The 21518-nt window shown below is 68.1% G+C and carries 20 protein-coding genes; 9 read left to right on the top strand and 11 right to left on the bottom strand.

What is annotated here, in order from left to right:
* Window positions 1–14 precede the first annotated feature (14 nt).
* The 6 genes from gyrB to dnaA form a co-directional block, all read right to left on the bottom strand.
* On the bottom strand, window positions 15–2090 hold the full coding sequence (gene gyrB, locus AC068B_RS24830; RefSeq protein WP_478673861.1) for a DNA topoisomerase (ATP-hydrolyzing) subunit B: 2076 nt from the start codon (window positions 2088–2090) through the stop codon (window positions 15–17).
* 265 nt (window positions 2091–2355) lie between these two features.
* Window positions 2356–2934, bottom strand: a complete 579-nt coding sequence (locus AC068B_RS24825; protein WP_478673860.1) for a DciA family protein — start codon at window positions 2932–2934, stop codon at window positions 2356–2358.
* Entirely contained in the window at window positions 2931–4052 is a 1122-nt protein-coding gene (gene recF, locus AC068B_RS24820) for a DNA replication/repair protein RecF (protein ID WP_478673859.1), read from the bottom strand. The genes AC068B_RS24825 and recF overlap by 4 nt, the downstream gene beginning before the upstream one ends.
* 81 nt (window positions 4053–4133) lie before the next feature.
* A complete protein-coding gene (gene gnd, locus AC068B_RS24815; protein ID WP_055565811.1) occupies window positions 4134–5018 on the bottom strand; it encodes a phosphogluconate dehydrogenase (NAD(+)-dependent, decarboxylating) in 885 nt (294 codons plus the stop codon).
* Between the two features lie 89 nt (window positions 5019–5107).
* Entirely contained in the window at window positions 5108–6238 is a 1131-nt protein-coding gene (gene dnaN, locus AC068B_RS24810) for a DNA polymerase III subunit beta (protein ID WP_359352943.1), read from the bottom strand.
* 875 nt (window positions 6239–7113) lie between these two features.
* The gene (dnaA, locus tag AC068B_RS24805; RefSeq protein WP_478673858.1) at window positions 7114–8985 is read right to left on the bottom strand and encodes a chromosomal replication initiator protein DnaA; all 1872 of its coding nucleotides are present in this window, start codon (window positions 8983–8985) and stop codon (window positions 7114–7116) included.
* A 367-nt stretch (window positions 8986–9352) separates the two neighbouring features.
* Here dnaA and rpmH point away from each other — a divergent pair, with 367 nt between their 5' ends.
* The 9 genes from rpmH to AC068B_RS24760 all read left to right on the top strand — a co-directional run bounded on the left by rpmH (window position 9353) and on the right by AC068B_RS24760 (window position 16318).
* Entirely contained in the window at window positions 9353–9490 is a 138-nt protein-coding gene (gene rpmH / locus AC068B_RS24800) for a 50S ribosomal protein L34 (RefSeq protein WP_006381191.1), read from the top strand.
* 21 nt (window positions 9491–9511) lie between these two features.
* Window positions 9512–9883, top strand: coding sequence for a ribonuclease P protein component (gene rnpA, locus AC068B_RS24795; RefSeq protein WP_150169940.1), 372 nt, complete (start codon window positions 9512–9514; stop codon window positions 9881–9883).
* Window positions 9880–10236, top strand: a complete 357-nt coding sequence (yidD, locus tag AC068B_RS24790; RefSeq protein ID WP_478673857.1) for a membrane protein insertion efficiency factor YidD — start codon at window positions 9880–9882, stop codon at window positions 10234–10236. The genes rnpA and yidD overlap by 4 nt, the downstream gene beginning before the upstream one ends.
* A gap of 3 nt (window positions 10237–10239) precedes the next feature.
* Entirely contained in the window at window positions 10240–11568 is a 1329-nt protein-coding gene (gene yidC / locus AC068B_RS24785) for a membrane protein insertase YidC (RefSeq protein ID WP_478673856.1), read from the top strand.
* 14 nt (window positions 11569–11582) lie between these two features.
* Window positions 11583–12098 carry a Jag family protein gene (locus AC068B_RS24780; protein ID WP_478673855.1) on the top strand — a complete coding sequence of 172 codons (516 nt, stop codon included), beginning with the start codon at window positions 11583–11585 and terminating at the stop codon, window positions 12096–12098.
* A gap of 99 nt (window positions 12099–12197) precedes the next feature.
* Window positions 12198–12905: a 16S rRNA (guanine(527)-N(7))-methyltransferase RsmG gene (gene rsmG, locus AC068B_RS24775; protein WP_356261048.1), complete on the top strand. Its 708-nt coding sequence runs from the start codon at window positions 12198–12200 to the stop codon at window positions 12903–12905.
* Between the two features lie 299 nt (window positions 12906–13204).
* On the top strand, window positions 13205–14281 hold the full coding sequence (locus AC068B_RS24770) for a ParA family protein (protein WP_356261051.1): 1077 nt from the start codon (window positions 13205–13207) through the stop codon (window positions 14279–14281).
* Entirely contained in the window at window positions 14278–15393 is a 1116-nt protein-coding gene (locus AC068B_RS24765; RefSeq protein WP_478673854.1) for a ParB/RepB/Spo0J family partition protein, read from the top strand. Before AC068B_RS24770 ends, AC068B_RS24765 begins: the two co-directional genes overlap by 4 nt.
* 307 nt (window positions 15394–15700) lie before the next feature.
* Window positions 15701–16318, top strand: a complete 618-nt coding sequence (locus AC068B_RS24760) for a GNAT family N-acetyltransferase (RefSeq protein WP_356261057.1) — start codon at window positions 15701–15703, stop codon at window positions 16316–16318.
* A gap of 86 nt (window positions 16319–16404) precedes the next feature.
* On the opposite strand, the gene trxA is transcribed toward AC068B_RS24760, so the two are convergent.
* The 5 genes from trxA to AC068B_RS24735 all read right to left on the bottom strand — a co-directional run bounded on the left by trxA (window position 16405) and on the right by AC068B_RS24735 (window position 21470).
* A complete protein-coding gene (gene trxA / locus AC068B_RS24755) occupies window positions 16405–16734 on the bottom strand; it encodes a thioredoxin (protein WP_150217426.1) in 330 nt (109 codons plus the stop codon).
* 42 nt (window positions 16735–16776) lie between these two features.
* The gene (gene trxB, locus AC068B_RS24750; RefSeq protein ID WP_356261061.1) at window positions 16777–17736 is read right to left on the bottom strand and encodes a thioredoxin-disulfide reductase; all 960 of its coding nucleotides are present in this window, start codon (window positions 17734–17736) and stop codon (window positions 16777–16779) included.
* A gap of 249 nt (window positions 17737–17985) precedes the next feature.
* Window positions 17986–18987 (bottom strand): anti-sigma factor family protein, encoded by a 1002-nt coding sequence (locus AC068B_RS24745; protein ID WP_478673853.1) that lies wholly within the window; start codon window positions 18985–18987, stop codon window positions 17986–17988.
* Window positions 18984–19715 carry an RNA polymerase sigma factor SigM gene (gene sigM / locus AC068B_RS24740; RefSeq protein WP_478673852.1) on the bottom strand — a complete coding sequence of 244 codons (732 nt, stop codon included), beginning with the start codon at window positions 19713–19715 and terminating at the stop codon, window positions 18984–18986. The genes AC068B_RS24745 and sigM overlap by 4 nt, the downstream gene beginning before the upstream one ends.
* A gap of 42 nt (window positions 19716–19757) precedes the next feature.
* Window positions 19758–21470, bottom strand: coding sequence for a protein kinase family protein (locus tag AC068B_RS24735; RefSeq protein WP_478673851.1), 1713 nt, complete (start codon window positions 21468–21470; stop codon window positions 19758–19760).
* Between the last annotated feature and the right edge of the window lie 48 nt (window positions 21471–21518).

The following is a 21518-nucleotide window of genomic DNA, read 5'->3' as shown; positions in this document are numbered from 1 at the left end:
TTGTACGGGCCGACTCAGATGTCGAGGAAGCGAACGTCCTTGGCATTGCGCTGAATGAACGAGCGCCGTGCCTCGACGTCCTCTCCCATCAGCACCGAGAAGAGGTCATCGGCCTGCGCCGCGTCGTCCAGGGTGACCTGGCCGAGCACGCGGTGTTCCTGGTCCATCGTCGTGACGCGCAGTTCCTCGGCGTTCATCTCGCCGAGACCCTTGAAGCGCTGGACCGAGTCGTCCTTGATGCGCTTGCCGGCCTGACGGCCGAGCTCCACCAGGGCGTCGCGCTCGCGGTCCGAGTACGCGTACTGGAAGTCGTCCCGCGTCCACTTGATCTTGTACAGCGGCGGGCGCGACAGGTAGACGTGCCCGGCCTCGACCAGCGGCCGCATGAAGCGGAACAGGAACGTCAGGAGCAGCGTGTTGATGTGCTGACCGTCGACGTCGGCGTCCGCCATCAGGATGATCTTGTGATAGCGGAGCTTCTCGATGTCGAAGTCCTCGTGCACACCCGTGCCGAAGGCCGAGATCAGCGCCTGGACTTCCTGGTTGTGCAGGATCTTGTCGACGCGCGCCTTCTCGACGTTCAGGATCTTGCCTCGGATGGGCAGGATCGCCTGGTACATCGGGTCGCGGCCGGACTTCGCCGAACCACCGGCGGAGTCACCCTCGACGATGAAGATCTCGCACTTCGTCGGATCGCTCGACTGGCAGTCGGAGAGCTTGCCCGGCAGGGACGCCGTCTCCAGGAGGCCCTTGCGGCGGGTCAGGTCGCGCGCCTTGCGGGCGGCGACACGGGCCGTGGCGGCCTGGATGCCCTTGCGGATGATGTCCGCGGCCTCGTTGGGGTTCCGGTCGAACCAGTCCGTGAGGTGCTCGTGCACGACCTTCTGGACGAAGGTCTTCGCCTCCGTGTTGCCCAGCTTGGTCTTGGTCTGGCCCTCGAACTGGGGCTCGCCCAGCTTCACCGAGATGATCGCGGTCAGACCCTCGCGGATGTCCTCACCCGTGAGGTTGTCGTCCTTCTCGCGGAGCAGCTTCTTGTCGCGCGCGTAGCGGTTGACCAGGCCCGTCAGCGCGGCCCTGAAACCCTCTTCGTGCGTACCGCCCTCGTGCGTGTGGATGGTGTTCGCGAAGGAATACACACCCTCGGTGTACTGCGAGTTCCACTGCATCGCGATCTCGGCCGAGAGCATGCGCTCCTTGTCCTCGGCCTCGACGTCGATGACGGTCGGGTGAATGACCTCGCCCTTGCGGGAGTTGAGGTACTTCACGAAGTCGACGATGCCGCCTTCGTAGTGGTACGTCACCGTGCGGGCCTCGGGGGCCGCGTCGTCGGTCGCCTCGGCCGAGTCCGCACCCGCCGTCGCCTTCGCCGACTCGCGCTCATCAGTGAGTTTGATGGTCAAACCCTTGTTGAGGAACGCCATCTCCTGGAAGCGCCGTGCCAGCGTCTCGAAGGAGTAGACCGTGGTCTCGAAGATCTCGGCATCGGCCCAGAAGGTCACCGAGGTGCCGGTCTCCTGGGTGGCTTCGTGCCGCTCCAGGGGCGCGGTCGGGGCGCCGCTCTTGTAGTCCTGCGTCCAGCGGTAGCCGTCGGTCTTGATCTCGACCGAGAGCTTGGTGGAGAGCGCGTTCACCACGGAGACACCGACGCCGTGCAGACCACCGGAGACCGCGTAGCCGCCGCCGCCGAACTTGCCGCCCGCGTGCAGCACGGTGAGCACGACCTCGACGGCCGGCTTCTTCTCCACGGGGTGCATGCCGACCGGGATGCCTCGGCCGTTGTCGATCACGCGTACGCCGCCGTCGGCGAGGATCGTGACGTCGATCGTGTCCGCGTACCCGGCCAGGGCCTCGTCGACGGAGTTGTCGACGACCTCTTGCACCAAGTGGTGCAGGCCACGCTCACCGGTCGAGCCGATGTACATGCCGGGTCGCTTGCGGACCGCGTCCAGACCCTCGAGGACGGTGATCGCGCTGGCGTCGTACGCCGTGGCTGAGGCCTCGGCGGTTCCTGCCAGGGCCTCGTTGGACGGAAGGTTCTCGTTGGGGTTGCCGGAATCGGCCACGAAGCGCCCTTTCTGGCACAGCACAAGCCAAGCACCCGGCGGTGGCCGGAGCGGCTGCGTCGTTCAGCGATAGTCAGCGTTGCTCGGTGCGTCCCACAAGTGGGGCGGGATTAGCTTCCAGTCTACCGGTAGCGCCGACAGTGATGGGGGTTTGCCGGTACCTGAGTCCGCATGTGCCGTCCTGAACCGGCCTCGACCGACTCCCCATATGCGGCCCGGGGCTCTAAGAGGCTCACAGCGGCACTCAGCGCTTCGAGGTGTCAACCACGAGCTACCGCCGCGGACCGCCTCAGCCGTAGGTGTCCCCGGGGCCCGTGCTGCCCGGTGCGCGCAAGGGTCCGAAGCGGCGCGCGGGACCACCGGGGCCGAGGACTTTGAGGAGACGTACGGTGCCGTGGCCCAGGTCCTCGTTGAGTCGTGCGACCAGCTGCGGGGCCATGAGGCGCAATTGGGTGGCCCAGGCCGTCGAGTCGCACTGCACGGTCAGGACGCGCTCGTCCTCGTCGTACCGCTGGGGGACGCAGTGGTTGGCCAGGTCGTCGCCGACGATCTGCGGCCAGCGCCCCATCACACCGCCCACCGCGGCGGGCGTCTCCCAGCCGCGCTCGGTGATCAGGCGGTTGATCGCGGAGCCGAGCGTCAGCGGATCGCGTCCGTCGGCGCGCGCGCCGGACCGCAGACCGCCGCGCCGGGCCTGCTTCTTCTGCTGTGCGGCATCGCCACGCGCGCGTGCCTGTTCCTTCGCGGCCCGCAGGGCGACCCTGGCGAGGTCGACGCCGGAGGGCTCGGGGGTCTTGGGAGCAGGCGTGTTCGGGGTGCCCGCGGATCCGGCCGCGGAGGCGCCCTCGGCAGGCTCTTCGGAGCTCATACGCGGTCCACCGCGCCGTCCGCCACCTTGTACCGCGTGCCGGTGAGCACGCCCGGCACGTCGTCGTCCACCGCGGCGGTGACGAGCACCTGCTCGCCGGGGGCCACCAGCTCCGCGAGCCGCTCCCTGCGGCGGGCGTCCAGCTCCGCGAAGACGTCGTCGAGGACGAGCACCGGCTCGTTGCCCTCGGCCCTGAGCAGGTCGTACGAGGCGAGGCGCAGCGCCAGGGCGTACGACCAGGACTCGCCGTGGCTCGCGTACCCCTTCGCGGGAAGCTGGCCCAGCTTGAGCACCAGGTCGTCACGGTGCGGGCCGACCAGGGTGACGCCTCGCTCGATCTCCTGCTTGCGGGCCTCTTCGAGGGCGGCGGTCAGCTGTTCGTAGAGGTCCTCGCGCGTGTGCCCGTCGCCGGGCGCCGACGGCTTGTACTCCAGAGTGATCGGTCCGCCGCCGGGTGCCAGCTGTTCGTACGCCTTGTCGGCCAGCGGCTGCAGTGCCGAGATCAGGTCGAGCCGCTGGACGAGCAGCTCGGCCCCCACGCGCGCGAGGTGCTGGTCCCAGACGTCGAGCGTGGACAGGTCCATGGAGCGACCGCCGTGGCGCCGGGCGAGGGCGGCCGACTTCAGGAGGGTGTTGCGCTGCTTCAGGACCCGGTCGTAGTCGGAGCGGACACCGGCCATGCGCGGGGAGCGCGCCGTGATCAGCTCGTCGAGGAAGCGGCGCCGCTCACCGGGATCGCCCTTGATCAGCGCGAGGTCCTCGGGCGCGAACAGGACCGTGCGGACGATCCCCAGTACGTCACGGGGCCTGACCTGGGAGGACCTGTTGATGCGGGCGCGGTTGGCTTTGCCGGGATTGAGCTCCAGCTCGACCAGCTGCTGGCGCTCGCCCTGGCGCACCTGGGCCCTGATGACGGCGCGCTCGGCGCCCATGCGCACCAGTGGGGCGTCCGACGAGACCCGGTGGCTGCCGAGCGTGGCGAGGTAGCCGACGGCTTCGACGAGGTTGGTCTTGCCCTGTCCGTTCGGGCCCACGAACGCGGTGACGCCCGGGTCGAGAGGGACCTCGACCCGGGCGTACGAGCGGAAGTCGGCCAGCGACAGATGCGTGACGTGCATGGTGTGCGCCGACCTCCCCCGGCCTACTTCTCTTGCTGCGAGGCCTGTGCACAACGGCTGGGGTTGCGCACAGGCTGTGGATCAGTGCTCGCTCTTGGACTCCACGGCGTGGCCACCGAACTGGTTGCGCAGCGCGGCGATCATCTTCATCTGCGGGGAGTCGTCCTGGCGCGAGGCGAACCGCGCGAACAGCGAGGCCGTGATCGCGGGCAGCGGCACGGCGTTGTCGATGGCGGCCTCGACCGTCCACCGGCCCTCTCCGGAGTCCTGCGCGAAGCCGCGCAGCTTCTCCAGGTGCTCGTCGTCGTCCAGGGCGTTGACCGCGAGGTCGAGCAGCCAGGAACGGATGACCGTGCCCTCCTGCCAGGAGCGGAAGACCTCACGGACGTCCGTGACCGAGTCGACCTTCTCCAGGAGCTCCCAGCCCTCGGCGTAGGCCTGCATCATCGCGTACTCGATGCCGTTGTGGACCATCTTCGCGAAGTGGCCGGCGCCGACCTTGCCCGCGTGGACGGAGCCGAAGTCGCCCTCGGGCTTCAGCGCGTCGAAGATGGGCTGCACCTTGGCGACGTCGTCCTTGTCGCCGCCGTACATCAGCGCGTAGCCGTTCTGCAGGCCCCAGACGCCGCCGGAGACGCCGCAGTCGACGAAGCCGATGCCCTTGGCCTTCAGCTCCTCGGCGTGCTTCTCGTCGTCCGTCCAGCGGGAGTTGCCGCCGTCCACGACGATGTCGCCGGGCTGCAGCAGCTCGCCCAGCTCGTCGATGGTGGCCTGGGTCGCGGCCCCCGCCGGGACCATCACCCACACCACGCGCGGGCCCTTGAGCTTGCCCACAAGCGCTTCGAGGCTGGGGACGTCCGCGAGATCCGGGTTGCGGTCGTATCCGATGACGGTGTGACCTGCGCGGCGGATGCGCTCGCGCATGTTGCCGCCCATCTTGCCGAGGCCGACGAGACCGAGCTCCATCAGAGGTTCCTTCACTAGCGAGGTGGCGTTACGGCACTTTCGTACCTGCGTCCGAGCCTACGCCCGGACGCACGCACACACCTGTGGGCTCAGCCGCTCAGACGTACGGGCATGATCAGGTACTTGTAGGCCTCGTCCGCCTCGGCGTCCAGGGCCGGCTTGCCGCTCAGCAGAGCGGGCTTCGTCGACGTCGTGAACGACAGCTGGGCGACCGGCGAGTCGATCGCGCTGAGGCCGTCGAGCAGGAACGTCGGGTTGAAGGCGATCGAGATGTCGTCGCCGTCGAGCTGGGCGTCGACCCTTTCCACAGCCTGTGCGTCGTCGCTGGATCCCGCCTCCAGGATCAGCACGCCCTGCTCGAAGCTGAGCCGCACCGGGGTGTTGCGCTCGGCGACCAGGGCCACGCGCTTCACGGCCTCCACGAAGGGGGCGGTCTCGATCACGGCCACCGAGTTGAACTCGGTCGGGAACAGCGTGCGGTACTTCGGCAGGTCGCCCTCGAGGAGACGCGTGGTCGTACGCCGACCGGCGCCCTCGAAGCCGATCAGGCCCTCACCGGCACCCGAGCCGGACAGGGCCAGGGTGACCGTGTCGCCGCTCGTGAGCGCCTTGGCGGTGTCCAGGAGCGTCTTGGCGGGCACCAGGGCCACCGCGGACGCCTCGGGGTTCTCCGGCTTCCACAGGAACTCGCGGACCGCGAAGCGGTAGCGGTCGGTGGAGGCCAGGGTGACCGTGTCGCCCTCGATCTCGATGCGGACACCGGTCAGCACGGGCAGCGTGTCGTCGCGGCCCGCGGCGATGGCCACCTGAGAGGCGGCAGAAGCGAAGACCTCACCGGGGACGGTGCCGGTGGCGGTCGGCATCTGCGGCAGTGCGGGGTACTCCTCCACAGGGAGGGTGTGGAGTGTGAATCGCGAGGATCCGCAGACCACCGTCGCCCGTACACCGTCTGTGGAGATCTCCACCGGGCGGTTGGGGAGGGCGCGGCAGATGTCAGCGAGCAGTCGGCCCGATACGAGGACCGTGCCTTCCTCGTCGATCTCCGCGTCCACCGAGACGCGTGCCGAGACCTCGTAGTCGAAGCTCGACAGGCTCAGTGCGCCTTCCTCGGCCTTCAGCAGCAGGCCCGCGAGGACAGGCGCCGGGGGCCGGGCCGGGAGGCTGCGCGCAGCCCAGGCCACCGCCTCCGCGAGTACGTCGCGTTCAACCCGGATCTTCACCTAAGCCGCCTCCTGCTGTTGCTGGCTGCTTTCGCCCGCTGGGCCTGTGGCCCTCGTCGTCTGACTCGGTGTCTCTCAGCCATGCCGTGGGAAGGACACCGGGGACCAGTCTGACGCACCGCACTGACAGTCGGTGCCTGTCGGGGTCAAGTCGTGCCGAGCGGTGTCGGAGCTCCGGAGCGAGAGTTGTGCACAGCCCCAACTTCGAAACCATTTCCCTGGTCTCTCTAGTTGGGAGTAGTAGTAGGGGCTGTGGAAACCGTGGATAACCGCGAAAGCGCAGGTCAGGCCCGGTTTTTTATCCACTGACCCTGTGGGTGGAGCCCGTGGACAACCGGGTGTTTCTGTGGACGGGCGAAAGTTCTGCACACCCGATGCACAGGCAGGGGCGACTTCTCCCCAGCGCTGTCCCCAGCTTTACCCAGCTTCCCCACAGGCCAACCGACCACCTTGGTGTGACGCCTTTCACTCGACCCGGTGAGAGGGCGCGTTGCGTTGCCGAACAGTGGACAGCCGTGTGGAGAAGCTGGGGAAAGCTGGGGACAACGAGCCGCAGCCTGTGGGCCGCCGGTGGACAACTTCATGCACAGCCTGTGGACGAAATTTTTCTCCACAGCCTGTGGAGAGTCTTCGTCCACGAATCCACAGTCGCCTGACCTGGCCTGATGATCTCTCAGCAGCCTCCCCTGTGGACAGTGTCTGGACAACTTCCCAGTCCCCAGGGTGTGGAAGGAAAAAAGTCGCCCAATCTGTGGAGAACAGGCGCCTGAGCAGGGGAAATCGAACAGCGGCGAACCGCACGCGCGCGTGCCGACACGAAAAAAGCGCCCCAGGAGGAGTCCTGGAGCGCCTTCAACGACGTTCTACGGAGGCTGTCAGCCGTTCTTGATGCGGTTGGTGAGCTCGGTTACCTGGTTGTAGATGGAGCGACGCTCCGCCATCAGCGCGCGGATCTTGCGGTCCGCGTGCATGACGGTCGTGTGGTCGCGGCCGCCGAACTGCGCGCCGATCTTCGGCAGGGAGAGGTCGGTCAGCTCCCTGCACAGGTACATGGCGATCTGCCGGGCCGTCACCAGCACCCGGCTGCGCGAGGATCCGCACAGATCGTCCACCGTGAGACCGAAGTAGTCGGCGGTGGCCGCCATGATGGCCGGCGCGGTGATCTCCGGAGACGCGTCCTCACCGCCCGGGATCAGGTCCTTGAGGACGATCTCGGTGAGTCCCAGGTCCACAGGCTGCCGATTGAGCGACGCGAAGGCGGTGACCCGGATCAGCGCGCCCTCCAGCTCACGGATGTTCCGCGAGATGCGCGACGCGATGAACTCGAGCACCTCCGGGGGAGCGTTGAGCTGCTCCTGCACCGCCTTCTTACGAAGGATGGCGATACGCGTCTCCAGCTCGGGCGGCTGGACGTCTGTGATCAGTCCCCACTCGAAGCGGTTGCGCAGCCGGTCCTCCAGAGTGACCAGCTGCTTGGGCGGCCGGTCACTGGAGAGCACGATCTGCTTGTTCGCGTTGTGGAGCGTGTTGAAGGTGTGGAAGAACTCCTCCTGCGTCGACTCCTTGTCCGCGAGGAACTGGATGTCGTCGACGAGCAGGATGTCCATCTCGCGGTAGCGCTTGCGGAAGCTGTCGCCCTTACCGTCGCGGATGGAGTTGATGAACTCGTTGGTGAACTCCTCCGAGCTCACGTACCGCACGCGCGTGCCGGGGTAGAGGCTGCGGGCGTAGTGCCCGATCGCGTGCAGCAGGTGCGTCTTGCCGAGACCCGACTCCCCGTAGATGAAGAGCGGGTTGTACGCCTTCGCGGGCGCCTCGGCGACAGCGACCGCGGCCGCGTGGGCGAAACGGTTCGACGCGCCGATGACGAAGGTGTCGAAGAGGTACTTCGGGTTGAGGCGTGCGGTGGGCTCACCCGGGCCCGTCGCGGGCGCAGGCTGCGCGGCCAGCGGGCCGGGAGCGCCGCTCGACGAGGTGGGGCCGACCGGTCCGCCCCTGTGCACTCCGTGGCCGCCGTGCCCGCCGCCCCTGGGGCCGCCGTGCTGGTCGGACATGTCATGACGCTCGCGCCGGTCCTGCGGCTCGGAGCGCTGCTGCTCGTAGGGCGAGCGCTCCTGCGGCGGCTGCGAGCGGTAGTCGTGCTGCGGCTGCTGGACCGGGTTCGCGTACGGGTCGCGGTCGGGGAAGCCGAGCCGCTGCTGCTGCCAGCCGTAGTCGTCCTGGGGCTGCGGCCAGGCGCCGGGGCCCGGGCGCTGGTAGTCCGGGTAGGCGGGGCGTGCGGTCGGCATCTGGCCGGGCCGGGAGCCGTCCTGGTGGTCGTCCGAGGAGCGGCGTCCATAACTGTCGTACGTGTCGCGCCCCTGGCCTGAGGCGGGCGGCAGTTCGGGCTCGTCGTAGCGGTGCTGGTGGGGCGACTGCTGTGGAGCGGGCTGCTGCTGCATCGGAGGCGCAGGCGGGCCCGCGGGTTCGCCCACGGAGTCGTCGACCGTGATGGCGATGCGGATCGGGCGGCCGCACTCGCGGCTCAGGGACTCGCTGACCACCGGCGCGAGACGGCCTTCCAGTACGCCCTTGGCGAATTCGTTCGGAACGGCCAGCAGCGCGGTGTCCGCGACGAGTGCCAGGGGCTGGCAGCTCCGGAGCCACCGCTCGTCCTTCGCCTCGACACCCTGCCCGCGGCCCTCACCCAGCAGATGTTCCAGAACTCGTGGCCACACTGCGGCAAGATCGGCAGGTACGTCAGCCACAGGGCACGCTCTCTCACGGGGTCCCACGAACGTGTGGTTCATGGGACGGAATTCGGTATGGAGTGAAGGAAGGGAACGAATCGGAGTCCAGTCACGGTAGTCAGGGCGACCGGTGCGGTTCAAGTTGTTGTCCACAGGCTGTGCACAGTGTCTCTCCATGACGGCCGGTTTGACCGGATGGCGTAGCCCCGCGTACCGTGACCAGGTCGAGTTGTCGATGGCTGCTGCCGCCTGCCTCCGATGGGCAAAGATCACGATCTGTGATTGTGAAGCGGTGCACTCGGTGCGTATTCGCGAGCTTCTCGTGGGCGCACGGTGACAGCCAGGCGATGTCCCGCCACCAACGAATCATTTCTGGAGCCCCCGAGTGAGCAAGCGCACCTTCCAGCCGAACAACCGTCGTCGCGCCAAGACCCATGGCTTCCGCCTGCGGATGCGCACCCGTGCCGGCCGCGCGATTCTCGCGAACCGTCGTGGCAAGGGTCGCGCCAGCCTGTCCGCCTGATTTCAGTCAGGTCATGACGTCGTGCTGCCTACCGAGCATCGGCTGAGGCGGCGCGAAGACTTCGCGACCGCGGTACGCCGAGGACGCCGGGCCGGGCGCCCGCTTCTCGTCGTCCATCTACGTAGCGGTGCAACGGACCCGCACGTGCCTGGGGAGAGCTCTCCCCCGACACGTGCGGGTTTCGTCGTCAGCAAGGCCGTGGGTGGAGCAGTCATACGCAACACCGTGAAGCGCAGACTCCGTCACCTCATGCGCGACCGGCTGGCCCTGGTGCCCCCCGGTAGCCTGGTAGTAGTACGAGCGCTGCCCGGAGCGGGCGACGCCGACCATGCACAGCTGGCCCGAGACCTGGACGCCGCCTTGCAGCGGTTGCTGGGAGGGGGCGCGCGATGAAGTACCCGCTGCTGGCTCTGATCAAGCTCTACCAGTGGACGATCAGTCCACTCCTGGGCCCAGTGTGCAAGTACTACCCGTCGTGTTCCCGATACGGCTACCTGGCCATCGACCGGCACGGTGCGCTCAAGGGAACGGCGCTCACGGCCTGGCGCATCCTGCGGTGCAATCCGTGGTCGCTCGGTGGTGTCGACCATGTTCCGCCGCGCAAGCGTCCGCGGTGGCACGAGATGCTGCGCGCTTCCTGGCGCGAACGCAAGGGCGGGCCCTCCGCCGCAGGCGAGCCGACCGGGGATCTTCCCCCGGGCACGGCCGCCGAGACCGAGACCCCGTCCCATGCTCAAGGAGCCTGATTAGTGGACACGATTGCCAGTCTCTTCAGCTTTATCACGACACCAGTTTCGTGGGTCATCGTCCAGTTCCACTCGGTGTACGGGAAGATCTTCGGTCCCGACACGGGCTGGGCCTGGGGCCTGTCCATCGTGTCCCTGGTGATCCTCATCCGGATCTGTCTGATCCCGCTCTTCGTGAAGCAGATCAAGGCGACTCGGGCGATGCAGACGCTGCAGCCCGAGATGAAGAAGATCCAGGAGCGCTACAAGAGCGACAAGCAGCGCCAGTCCGAAGAGATGATGAAGCTGTACAAGGAGTCGGGCACCAACCCGCTCTCCTCGTGCCTTCCCATCCTGGCGCAGTCGCCGTTCTTCTTCGCTCTGTACCACGTGCTGAACGGCATCGCGACGGGCAAGACGATCGGTGTCATCGACGATCAGCTCCTGGAGAGCGCGCGTAAGGCGCACATCGTCGGTGCCCCGCTGGCCGCGAAGTTCACCGACGGTGCCGACAAGGTCGCCTCCCTCGGCGCCACCCTGACGGACGTCCGGGTCGTCACCGCGGTCATGATCGTCCTGATGTCGGCCTCGCAGTTCTTCACGCAGCGCCAGCTGATGACGAAGAACGTGGACACCACGGTCAAGACGCCCTTCATGCAGCAGCAGAAGATGCTGATGTACGTCTTCCCGGTCATGTTCGCCGTCTTCGGTATCAACTTCCCCGTCGGTGTCCTCGTCTACTGGCTGACCACCAACGTGTGGACCATGGGCCAGCAGATGTTCGTGATCCGCAGGAACCCGACTCCGGGCTCCAAGGCCCAGGCCGCGTTCCTGGAGCGCCTGCAGAAGCAGATCACGCACCACAAGAAGGTGAGCGGGCGCGGCAACACGAACGTCATCAAGGCGATCGTCGCCAAGGGCCGGGACCGCAACGAGTTCGAGCGGAAGTTCATCAACGGCCTGACCAAGGCGGGCCTCGCGGCCCAGACCGACGGCACCGTGACCGAGAGCGACACCACCGTCCTCACCGAGACCGAGGACGGCACCCCGGCGGGCGGCCCCAAGCGCCAGCAGCCCAAGCGCCAGAGCAAGGCCAAGCGTCAGTCCGGCACCGCGCAGGGAGCGGCCGGTGCCGCCCAGGGCGACGCCGACGACACCAAGGCGGGCGAGCCCTCCGACGCGAAGCCCTCGCTGGAGAAGACCGCGGCCGAGCCCGAGGACGACTCCCCCAAGACCAAGCAGGCCGGCGGCAACAAGCAGGGCAACCAGCCCAGCTCCGGTCAGCGCAGCCGAGCGAAGTCGGGACAGCGCAAGGGCCAGCAGCGGCCCAAGCACCCGTCCTCCAAGAAGTAGAAGGAGCCCATCCAGTGACGGAAGGCACCACCACCTCCGCCGCAGCTGAGGCCGGCGACACCCTGACCCGCCTCGAGCAGGAGGGGGAGATCGCAGCGGACTACCTCGAGGGTCTGCTCGACATCGCCGACCTCGACGGCGACATCGACATGGACGTCGAGGCCGACCGGGCCGCTGTCTCGATCATCAGCGACAGCGGCGGCCGCGATCTGCAGAAGCTGGTCGGCCGCGACGGCGAGGTCCTGGAGGCGCTCCAGGAGCTCACGCGCCTGGCCGTGCACCGCGAGACCGGTGACCGCAGCCGCCTGATGCTGGACATCGCGGGCTACCGCGCCAAGAAGCGCGAGGAGCTCTCGGAGCTGGGCGCCAAGGCCGCGGCCGAGGTGAAGAGCTCCGGTGAACCGGCCAAGCTCGATCCGATGACGCCGTTCGAGCGCAAGGTCGTGCACGACGCGGTCAAGGCCGCCGGTCTGCGCAGCGAGTCCGAGGGCGAGGAGCCGCAGCGCTTCGTCGTCGTACTCCCTGCCTGATCGGCACAGCGTCAACCGGCCCCGTCTGTTCGCAGGCGGGGCCGATCTTTGTCAGCCTGATAGACAGCCACCCCAGTGCGGTACGGAAGGACGGTCCCCGTGACGGAGGCAGCGGAGCTCCCCCCGGCGCCGGAAGAGGCCCGAACGGTATTCGGTGATCGCTTCTCGGACGCGGTCCGGTACGCGGAACTGCTGGCCGACGCGGGAGTCCAGCGAGGCCTGATCGGCCCTCGCGAAGTGCCGCGGCTGTGGGAGCGGCATCTGCTGAACTGCGCCGTGCTGTCCGAGGTCGTGCCCGAGAACGTCACGGTGTGCGATGTCGGCTCCGGTGCCGGGCTGCCGGGTATCCCGCTGGCGCTGGTCCGCCCGGACCTGAAGATCACGCTCCTGGAGCCGCTGCTGCGGCGCACGAACTTCCTCACCGAGGTCGTGGAGCTGCTCGGCCTCGACCATGTGACGGTCGTGCGGGGCCGTGCCGAGGAAGTCCTCGGCAAGCTGCCGCCCGTCCATGTAGTGACTGCTCGCGCCGTCGCACCGCTGGACCGCCTGGCGGCCTGGGGCGTCCCGCTGCTCCGCCCGTACGGAGAGATGCTGCTCCTCAAGGGAGACACCGCCGAGGAAGAGGTGAAGGCGGCAGGCGCCTCCCTGAGCAAGCTCGGTGCGGTGGACACGTCCGTGCTGCACGTCGGTGAGGGTGTGGTGGACCCGCTGTCCACGGTCGTGCGCGTCGAGGTCGGGGAGAGCCCCGGTGGTGTGCGCTTCGCGGCGAAGCGGGCCAAGGCCGCTCGCGCGCGTCGCCGCCGCTGAGCCGCGCGATCCGCCGACGCTGGTCCGTCCTCACTCATCCGTCCTGACGACGAGCCGTACTCCACAAAAGCAGTCAAACGTACCCATACCGGGGTGTCGCACCAGCGGCACCCCGGCTGCCGTGCATCGTGTTTCACGTGAAACGTCGCTCACTGCTGCATGGCATCATCAGTCGCGGCCGCGCTGCGGAACCTCGCGACCGCCGACCACTCGGTTCCCTCGATAAGGGCACGGAGTTGTCCACAGAGGTGGATTCGTCCACAGAAGCCCGGGCCTCGCTGGTTCACGACCCTCAAAGCATGGGAGGCTCTGTTCATTGCGAGCCTGATGTCGAGGAGAGTGAATCCTTGCGGTCCGACGCCAACATCGCGGGACCGATGACCGATCCGGTCCCCGGTCCCCGTACCGAGTCGGCGGGGGAGGATGTTTCACGTGAAACACCGACCCCGATGGACGACACACCCATCGGTCGTGCTGCCCAACTGGCGGTGGAAGCGCTCGGCCGCGCAGGCGAGGGTCTGCCTCGCCCCGAGCAGACCCGCGTCATGGTGGTCGCCAACCAGAAGGGTGGAGTGGGCAAGACGACGACGACCGTCAATCTCGCCGCTTCACTCGCGCTGCACGGCGCCCGTGTCCTGGTGATCGACCTCGACCCACAGGGCAACGCCTCCACGGCTCTCGGTATCGACCACCACGCCGAAGTCCCGTCCATCTACGACGTGCTGGTCGAGAGCAAGCCGCTCTCCGACGTGGTCCAGCCGGTCGTCGACGTCGAGGGTCTCTTCTGCGCCCCGGCCACCATCGATCTCGCCGGTGCGGAGATCGAGCTCGTGTCACTCGTGGCACGGGAGAGCCGACTGCAGCGAGCGATCCAGGCGTACGAGCAGCCGCTGGACTACATCCTCATCGACTGTCCGCCGTCGCTGGGCCTCCTGACGGTCAACGCGTTGGTGGCCGGTGCGGAGGTGCTGATCCCCATCCAGTGCGAGTACTACGCACTGGAAGGACTCGGACAGCTCCTGCGCAACGTCGATCTGGTGCGGGGCCACCTCAACCCGAACCTGCATGTGTCGACGATCCTGCTCACCATGTACGACGGCAGGACCAGGCTCGCCTCGCAGGTCGCGGACGAGGTGCGCAACCACTTCGGCGACGAGGTCCTACGCACGAGCATCCCGCGGTCGGTCCGCATCTCCGAAGCCCCGAGCTACGGTCAGACGGTCCTCACCTACGACCCGGGATCGAGCGGCGCCCTCTCCTACTTCGAAGCGGCACGTGAGATCGCGCTGCGAGGGGTCGGAGTGCACTACGACGTCCAGCACGCCCACATGGGCGCTCAGAACGACCAGCACAGCATGACGGAGGGGATGCAGTGAGCGAGCGACGCAGAGGACTGGGTCGAGGCCTCGGTGCCTTGATCCCTGCAGCCCCGACGGAGAAGCAGCCCTCGCAGAGCGTGGGAGGAGGCTCGACCTCTCCCTCGGCAGTGCCGGTGCTGACCGCCGAGCGAGGCGTGGCCGCCGCGAAGGTGACGGCGCTCCCGCAGAGCCCTGTCTCACATGAAACGGTGGAGCCGCCCCAGCAGGCCGTGGAGGCTCCGGAGAGCCAGACCGTGGCCGGCGCGTACTTCGCCGAGCTGCCGCTCGACGTCATCACGCCGAACCCGCAGCAGCCACGTGTGGTGTTCGACGAGGATGCCCTCGCCGAGCTGGTGACCTCCATCAAGGAGGTCGGCCTTCTCCAGCCGGTCGTCGTGCGTCAGTTGGGCCCCGCACGCTACGAGCTCATCATGGGTGAGCGGCGTTGGCGGGCCTGCCGTGAGGCGGGTCTTGAGCGCATCCCCGCCATCGTGCGGGCCACGGACGACGAGAAGCTCCTCCTGGACGCGCTTCTCGAGAACCTGCACCGTGCTCAGCTGAATCCCCTGGAAGAGGCCGCGGCCTACGACCAGTTGCTGAAGGACTTCAACTGCACGCACGACCAGTTGGCGGACCGCATCGGCCGGTCCCGCCCGCAGGTCTCCAACACGCTGCGACTGCTGAAGCTCTCGCCGGCAGTGCAGCGCAGGGTCGCCGCCGGAGTTCTCTCCGCCGGTCATGCTCGGGCGCTGCTCTCCGTCGAGGACTCGGAGGAGCAGGACCGGCTTGCGCACCGGATCGTGGCCGAGGGTCTCTCGGTGCGTGCTGTCGAAGAGATCGTGACCCTCATGGGCTCGCGGCCCCAGAGCGCCCCGAAGGCCAAGGGTCCGCGTGCCGGCGCCCGGCTCTCGCCCGCTCTGAGCACGCTGGCGACCCGGCTCTCGGACCGGTTCGAGACGCGGGTCAGGGTGGATCTGGGCCAGAAGAAGGGGAAGATCGTCGTTGACTTCGCCTCTCTGGAGGACCTGGAGCGCATCCTCAGCACGCTGGCCCCGGGAGAGGGACCGGTCCTGAAGAACGGGCTGGCCGAAGACACCTCGGACGACGCCTCCGAGGACGGCAAGGCCTGATTCGCACAGGTCAGCACCGCGAGAGCGGGCCGTGTCCGGTCTGTACCGGAACACGGCCCGCTCTTTGCTTTCCTACGGTATCGATGCAATCTCATCGTGGATACGATGCGTTCAGGTATGGCGCATCCACCTGACGGCACCTCATTGGGGAGGCGGGGGCCATGCGAACGATGAGCCGCACCGGATTGATGACCGCGGGCCTCGGGCTGGGAGCGGTCGGCGGCTTCGTCGGCAGCCTGCTCAGGGAACGCAGCGCGCTGACAGCCGCCCGCAGCGCGGCGGCCGACGGAAGTGAGGAACCGCCTTCATGGGGCGTCGGCTCGTACCGCTCACACTGGACAACCTCCCGGACCTCCCCACGCCTTGCCGGGCATGTGTCTTCTGGGAGCTGGACCCGGTCAGCGGCCAGGCCGCGGTAAAGGCCGGAACTCCTGAGCTGGAGAAGGAGGCGTGGATCTCCGCCGTCCTGCTGGAGTGGGGGTCCTGCGGCCGGGTCGTCTACGTGGACGACGTTCCGGTGGGCTTCGTGCTCTACGCCCCTCCGGCGTACGTTCCGCGCTCCACGGCCTTCCCCACGAGCCCCGTGTCACCGGATGCGGTCCAGCTGATGACGGCCTGGATCATGCCGGGCTATCAGGGGCAGGGGCTCGGCCGGGTGATCGTCCAGACGGTCGCGAAGGACCTGCTGCGCAGAAACTTCAAGGCGATCGAGGCCTTCGGAGACGCGAAGTGGGCGAAGCCCGCGTGTGTGCTGCCCGCGGAGCATCTTCTTGCGGTCGGCTTCAAGACGGTCCGCCCGCACCCTGCCTATCCGCGGCTGAGGCTGGAACTGCGTACGACGCTCTCCTGGAAGGAAGATGTTGAGCTGGCGCTCGACCGCCTGCTGGGAGCGGTGCAGAAGGAACCGGCGCTCCGGCCGTTGTGAGTCGGGAAGCAGACTCCTGAACGACGAATGGACCAGCCCCCGCGGGGACTGGTCCATTCGTGTTTCACGTGAAACATCGCCACTGATTACTCGGCGATGAAGTCCGCCAGGTCCTTCTCGATGGCAGCCTTCGGCTTGGCGCCGACGATGGTCTTGGCAACCTCGCCACCCTGGTAGACGTTCAGGGTCGGGATCGACATGACGCCGTACTTGGCAGCGGTGCCGGGGTTCTCGTCGATGTTGAGCTTGACGACCTGGATCTTGTCGCCGTGCTCCTTCGCGATCGCCTCGAGGGAGGGAGCGATCTGGCGGCACGGGCCGCACCAGGCAGCCCAGAAGTCCACCAGTACGGGCTTGTCGCTCTTGAGGACGACCTCCTCGAAGGAGTCGTCGGTCACGTTCTGAAGGTCGGCCACGGGAAGGCTCCTTTAACTCGGTGGTGCGGTGGGGAAGAGGTGTCAGACGGTGACGGCCGCCGTCTCGCTGTCCGTGAGGGCAGCGAGGAAGCGCTCGGCGTCGAGAGCGGCGGAGCAGCCGGTACCGGCCGCCGTGATCGCCTGGCGGTACGTGTGGTCGACGACGTCACCGGCGCCGAAGACACCGGTCAGGTTCGTCCGGGTCGAGGGCGCGTCGACCTTCAGGTAGCCCTCGTCGTCGAGCTCCAGCTGCCCCTTGAAGAGCTCCGTGCGCGGGTCGTGGCCGATCGCGATGAACAGACCCGTCACCGGAAGCTCGGACGTCTCGCCCGTCTTGAGGTTGCGCAGCGCCAGACCGGAGAGCTTCTGCTCGCCCTTGATCTCGGCGATCTCGCTGTCCCAGATGAACTTGATCTTCGGGTCGGCGAAGGCGCGCTCCTGCATCGCCTTGGAGGCGCGCAGGCTGTCGCGACGGTGCACGATGGTCACGGACTTGGCGAAGCGCGAGAGGAAGGTGGCCTCCTCCATCGCGGTGTCGCCGCCGCCGATCACGGCGATGTCCTGGTCCTTGAAGAAGAAGCCGTCGCAGGTGGCGCACCAGGAGACACCGCGTCCGGAGAGGGCGTCCTCGTTCGGCAGGCCGAGCTTGCGGTGCTGGGAGCCGGTCGTGACGATGACGGCCTTGGCGCGGTGCACGGTGCCCGCGGTGTCCGTCACGGTCTTGATCTCACCGCTGAGGTCGACGGTGACGATGTCGTCCGGCACGAGCTCAGCGCCGAAGCGCTCGGCCTGGGCGCGCATGTTGTCCATGAGGTCGGGGCCCATGACACCGTCCTGGAAGCCCGGGAAGTTCTCCACCTCGGTGGTGTTCATCAGCGCACCGCCAGCGGTGACGGCGCCCTCGAACACCAGCGGCTTCAGCGACGCGCGCGCGGTGTAGAGCGCCGCCGTGTAGCCGGCGGGCCCGGAGCCGATGATGATCACGTTACGGACGTCGGTCACGGCTTGATTCCTCGTCTCTGGGGACTGCTGCGTACTGCTGGTGGGTGCCTGTCTCATGGCTCTCACCCCACCCAACGGATCCTACGGGGCATGCATTCCCCTCAGTGTCCGAGCACACGGAAGCGTTTCGGGGTGAGGAGTGCCATGCGCCACAAGACCGCTGGCTGCAGCGTCGAGTGTCCGTGGAACGGCACGGGAAAAAGCCCGAGGAAAGAGCCCCGGAAAGAGTCTCGGGCAGAGGTCGAGGCGTCAGCTCTGCGGGTAGGCGTGCGTCATGAGGACCTTGCCTGCGGGCGGTGAGGACTTGCCCACACAGGCGGCGTCGACGACGTACGCGGACACCTTGGTGGTGTCGGAGTCGTGGGGCACCACGACGAGGTAGGCGCGCTTGCCCTCGTACGAACCCTCTTCGGCCGCGAGCGGAGTCCTGTCACCGATGCCGCGCTGAATGCAGTCCGGTACCTCTACCTGGATCGCAGTCTTCGGAGAGTTCTTCTTGGGGGACTCCGGGCTGGAGCGGGTGTCGAAGGACGGCGTCGAGGCGTCAGTCTTCCCGCCGGTCTTGTTGGGGGCGTTCTTCTGGAGGAGATCCGCGACGCGGCCCTCGATCTTTTCTCCCGAGAACGAGCTCTCGGGGCTCCGACCCGAGGCCGTTTCCGTCGTACCTCCGGAATCGCCGCCCATGGTCTGGATCAGCAGGGAGCCGAGACCGATCGCGGCTGCGGTGAAGACGGCGCCGAGCACCGCGGTGCGTCGGCGCATGCCCCGCAGACGGCTTCCGCGGCCCGGGCCGGTGGCCGCACGGGCATGGCCCGCAGGGCGGTCGGCAGCCCCGGAGGAGGCAGGGGCGGACGTTGTTTCACGTGAAACACGCGCCGCCGCGGACGAGGAGGAGGAAGCGGGAGAAGCCGAGACGGAAGAAGAAGCGGGTGAAGACGAGACGACGGACACGGGCTCGGATGCCTCGTCCTCCGCGTGAAGGCCTTCGAGCGCGGTGGAATTCAGCAGGGCTTCGGCCGCCAGCGCCGCGTCGATGCGTCCGGCGACGTCGTCCGGCATGCGCGGGGGGCCGGGCAGTGTGCCGAGCATGCCGCGGATCTCCTCGAGGGAGGCGTAGACGTCGGCGCAGAGCTCACAGCCGTCCAGGTGCCGTCGCACGTCACTCGTGCGCGACGGGGAGAGCAGGCCCTCAGTTAGATCCGAGACTTCAGCGACGTCCGGGTGCCCGGCCGAGTCGGTCGTGTCTGTCACGCTCGCCCACCTCCGCCCTTCACGGCAGCTGAATCACTTGGTCCTGTATCCCGTGGCCCTGCTGCCGGTGGGACGGATGTCCCCTGCGTCCGGTTCCTTCCTGAGCGGGGTTTCCTGCTTCCTGCGTCGCCGCCGTCCCCTCCGCCCGGAGGCGGCTCCGTACGTAGATGGGTGAGGAGCGGCAGCAGTCTGGCTCTGCCGCGGGCACAGCGGCTCTTCACCGTGCCGGTGGGTACGTCCAGGACGCGGGCGGCCTCGGCCACCGGATAGCCCTGCATGTCGACGAGGACGAGAGCGGCGCGCTGATCGTGCGGGAGGGTGCCCAGAGCCTCCACCAGCTCCCTGTGGAGGTCGCCCCGCTCGACTGGAGCGGCGGCCGACTCCTCCGGTTCCAGGAGCTGCTCGAGGCGCTCCGTGTCGTCGATGGGGGAGGTCTTGCGGGAGGCCGCCTTGCGCGCCCGGTCGAGGCAGGCGTTCACAGTGATCCGGTGCAGCCACGTCGTCACGGCGGACTGCCCGCGGAAGGTGTGTGCCGCGCGATAGGCGGAGACGAGGGCGTCCTGCACCGCGTCGGCCGCCTCCTCGCGGTCCCCGAGGGTGCGCAGCGCCACGGCCCAGAGCCGGTCGCGATGGCGCCGCACCAGCTCGCCGAAGGCGTCCGTGTCACCCGCGACATGGGCGGCGAGGAGGTCCTGATCGCTCATGTCACCGTGCGCGGTGCTGTCCACCGTCGAACCCCCTCCCCCAGTGAGCCGTGGCGGGCCGATCCCTCAGCCCTTGAGCTTCACGTCCGTGATCGCTTGCTTGAAACCCGCTCCGTAGTACCCGTCGACGGGCGAGTTAGGCACTTCGGTCATCCAGAGAAGCACGTACTGCGACTTCACGGGCTTCTTGGCCTTGATCTTCACGGTGTTGCCCGACGTGGTGCCGGTGCCGATCTTCTTCATGGACTCGATGCCCGCCGAAGGCGTCAGTGAGTCCGTGGCGTACAGGGAGATCGTGGTGCGGTCGCCGCTGTACCGGAGCGCCACCGACGCCTCGGAGACGTCCTGCTCCGAGGCGAGGTCGTAGACGATACCGACACCCGGCTTGAACGGGGCGAGCGCAGGCCCGGCCTTGAACGTCTTCGTGCGCCAGAGCGAGGTAGGGCTCTTGTCGTAGGTGCGGCCGACGTTCAGCGGGTCCTGAGGATCGCCCTTGACGACGAACTCCTGGCCGTTCGCGATACGGATCGGCTTCGCGGGCTTCGGCTGTCCCTTGTCGCCACCGTCGTTGGTGTGCGACGTACCGGAGTCCCCGGAGTTCTCCCGGTCCATCAGGGCGTCCGCGAGCTGCCAGCTGCCGAGGCCGAGCGCGGCGATGAGCAGCGCGGAGACACCCCACTTGAGGACCCTGCCGGTGCGGCTCTGCAGCGGAGGCAGCGGGGTCGGTACGGGCTGGGTGGCTCCGGGATGGGCCGCAGGGCGGCCGTACGTGCCCTGCTGGTACGTCGTGCGCTGGTACTCGGGCGGCGCGGTGAACACGGGCTCCGGCGGGCGGATGCGGGGCATCTCACCGATCGCCTTCACCAGCTCCTCCGGCGTCGTGCACGGGGGGTCCTGGCGGGAAGCGGTCGCGCCGTCGTTGACGAGCGCGCGCATGGCGAGCTCCGACAGGCCGCGGTGGACGCCCGCACGCACCTGGTCGGGTGCGATGAGGCCGACGTCCTTGGGGAGCCCTGAGAGGCCGTACGCATCGTCCTCGTACGGCCAGCGCTGGGTCAGCGAGGCGTACAGGAGAGCGCCGATCGCCTCTGTGTCCGTGCGCTGCGGGGTCTCGGAGCTGATGCCACGCAGTGCGGCGTTCACGGCGAGGCCGCGGATGCGGTACTGGCCCGTGGACGTACGCAGCACGGCGCCCGGCGTCAGGCGCAGGTGCGCGAGGCCCTCACGGTGGGCCGCGGCCATGGCCTGGGAGACCTGGCTGACCAGTTGGTAGGCGTCGTGGGCCTCAAGTGGGCTCGCGGCGAGGAGCGCGGTGAGCTCTGTGGCGTCCGGAAGCCACTCGTGCACGACGTAGACGAGGTCGTTCTCCTCGACGGCGTCCAGGACCTGCACGAAGCGCGGGTCGCCCAGCAGTGCCGAGGAACGGGCCGCGGCGAGGACCGAGCGGGCCCGCGGATGGTCGGCGGGCAGGAGATGCACGCCGACGGCACGGCGGAGCTTCTCGTCGACCGCACGCCAGCTACTGAAACCGTCCAGACGGGTGACGCACTCTTCGAGTCGATAGCGTCTGGCGAGCTTGTGGCCACTGTGCAGTTCTGGGGGTGAGGAGGCCTCGCGGCTCATGGGCTTGTCGGTCTCCGCCGCCTCTTCGTCTGCTGCCGTGTCCCGCTCCCGGGTCTGGGCCACCCCGTCGGCCGTGGCCTGCTCCGCCTTGGCGGTCAGCGGCTCGTCGCCACTGTTGTCTGCCACGTCGACGGCAGCCGTGCTCCGTTCTGCCACCGTCGTTCCTGCCTCCCCATCCATTGCGCTCCGTCAGACGCCAAAGCC

Source organism: Streptomyces sp. NPDC042371, assembly GCF_056437465.1.
This window is presented reverse-complemented; position numbering and strand designations above follow the sequence as displayed.